At 71.4% G+C, this 2362-nt stretch carries 3 protein-coding genes; 1 reads left to right on the plus strand and 2 read right to left on the minus strand.

All coding sequences use genetic code 11. The annotated features are described in order from the left end of the window. The coding region (locus AC2W7J_RS17535; protein WP_485983984.1) for a hypothetical protein at positions 1 to 244 on the minus strand (244 nt) is incomplete at its 3' end. After that, positions 244 to 1635 carry an SLC13 family permease gene (locus tag AC2W7J_RS17540; RefSeq protein WP_485983986.1) on the minus strand — a complete coding sequence of 464 codons (1392 nt, stop codon included), beginning with the start codon at positions 1633 to 1635 and terminating at the stop codon, positions 244 to 246. The genes AC2W7J_RS17535 and AC2W7J_RS17540, both read right to left, overlap by 1 nt. A 104-nt stretch (positions 1636 to 1739) precedes the next feature. Here AC2W7J_RS17540 and AC2W7J_RS17545 point away from each other — a divergent pair. Then, on the plus strand, positions 1740 to 2362 hold a 623-nt coding region (locus AC2W7J_RS17545; RefSeq protein WP_485983987.1), incomplete at its 3' end, for an IclR family transcriptional regulator.

Genomic DNA, 2362 nt, shown 5'->3' on the forward strand with positions numbered 1-2362 from the left:
CCGGCATCGGGCGGCACGGGACGACGGGCACGCCGGCGAGCAGCCCGCCGACGACCGCGACGACCGTCTCGGCCGTCGGGATCGCGTGCACGGCGACCGGCTCGGGGCCGCTGAGTCGCGCGCCGAAGGCGAGCGCCGCCGAGACGAGCTGCTCGCTCGACAGGCTCGTGCCCGCGACCTCGACGGCGTCGGCGCGACCGGGTCCGTCGAGCAGACCGCTGAGCAGGTGGGACGAAGGGGACATCACAGGACCTTCCCGGGGAGGAGGAGCACGAGGGTGAAGAGGATCGGCCCGACGAGGACCATCGACAGGCCCCAGCGGGTGAGCAGCGTCGTCATCCGAGCACGGTCGTCCGCCTCCGCGCTCGCGACATAGGTCGCACCGACGGTGGAGAAGGGCGAGACGTCGACGATCGAGGCGCACACACCGATGGCGCAGATGAGCGCCCAGCCGGGCAGGCCGCCCTCGCCGATGAGCGGGAGGGAGAGGGGCACGAGCGCGGCGAGCATGCCGGTCGTCGAGGCGAAGGCGGAGATCAGTCCCGCGACCACGCAGAGGAGGAAGGCGGCCACGAGCGGGTTGCCGAGGTCTGCGGCGCCCTCGCCCAGCATGTCGAGGACTCCCATCTCGGTGAGCACGCCGACATAGGTGATGATGCCGCCGACGAGGAGGACGGAGCCCCAGTCGATGCGGGTCATGGCGCTCTTGCCGGCCGCCGGGTCCACCACGGCGAGGAAGGCCGCGAAGGCGAAGCCGAGGACACCGATGTCCGGCTCGCCACCCGTGAGCGCGATGACCATGACGCTGCCGACCAGCGCCGCCATGCACAAGAGCGTGAGGACCTGGACACGACTCGGGCGCGGCACCACGGCATCGGTCACCGCGGTCTCGACCGTGCGCGACTGCGTCGCCAGCTGCAGCGACGACTGGCCGTAGCCGCCGATGGCGCGCTCTTCGCCCGACCCACCGGAGGGGCCGGCAGACCCGCGGTCACCGCCGGAGCCACCGACGCCGTCTGCTCCGGGCTCGTCGGCGACGACCGACCGCCGACGACCGAAGAGCGCGTAGGCGACGGCCAGCAGCGCGATGTTGACGACCACGGCGATGGCCATCAGCAGCATCGGGTTGAGCTCGATGCCGGCGGAGTCGGCCGTGCCCCACGTGATGATGCCGAAGAGGCTCGTCGGGGCGAAGGCACCCGCCGACAGCCCGGTGCCCATCGCCAGGGCCATGAGCATGGGGTCGATCCCCCGGCGGCGCGCGACGGTCATCCCGACGGGTGCCATCACGAGGCCGCCGAGCGGGGCTCCCATCGCGGAGATGACCGCGGTGAGCAGGAAGAAGACGAGCGGGTAGAGGCCGTCGCGCCCCGCCACCCGGGAGATCGCGGCGTCGATGAGCCACTCGATGGTGCCGTTGCTGTGGGCGATGCCGAAGAAGTAGGTGACCCCCACGAGGAGGACGAGGATCGACAGCGGGAACCCGCCGACGACGTCCTCGAGCGCGAGGTCCGCCAGCCCCAGCCCCACGGCTGCGGCGAAGGGGAACATCGCGATCCCGATGTTGACATTGCGCACGGCGGCGAGTGCGAAGACACCGACGAAGATCGCCAGCGCCACGAGCTGTGCAGTCATGCCCGCTCCTTTTCACGTCATTGTGAGTGCGGTCCACTGTGTGGCACAGTGGTCTATTGTGTGGACCGTGGCAACCTAGCCGAGACGTCTGGGAAGGGCAAGGGATGGCGACGAACAGCGTGGCGGGGGCATTCAAGGTGCTCGAGGCGGTCGCGGAGCTGCAGCCGGTCGGCCTGTCCGACCTGGCGCGCGAGGTCGGACTGCCCAAGAGCACGACGCAGCGGATGCTGCTGACCCTCGCCGAGATCGGCTGGTTGCGAGCGTCGACCGACGCCCCGACCCGGTGGAGCCTGACCTATCGCGCGCTGCGCATGGGCCGGCGCGTCGACGCCCGGCTCGGCGTGCGTGAGGTGGCCCTGCCGGTGATGAGCGAGCTGCAGCTCGAGACGACCGAGACGGTCCACCTCGCCGTCCCCGACGGCGACGTGCTCATCCTCCTCGAGCGCGTCGACACGTCGCACCGACTACGCGCCTTCCTCCCCCTCGGCGAGCACATCCCCTTCCACGCCTCGGCCACCGGCCAGGCCTACCTGTCCGCCTGCACCGACGACGAGGTCGAGCGCTATCTCGCAGGGGATCTCGCCGCGGTCGCCCCGGGCACGATCACCGACGCCGCCGCGCTGCGCGAGCGGGTGCAGACCATCCGCGAGCGCGGGTGGTCGATCAACGAGGGTGGCCTGTCCCAGGGCATCACCGCGCTGGCGCGCCTGCGCCGTCGGCAGCCTGT

This window comes from Janibacter sp. CFPM2_SD2, from assembly GCF_057364645.1.

What these genes read in the sequence shown, in the direction of transcription:
- AC2W7J_RS17540 (WP_485983986.1), bottom strand. Translation starts at nt 1,635, where the DNA reads ATGACTGCACAGCTCGTGGCGCTGGCGATCTTCGTCGGTGTCTTCGCA.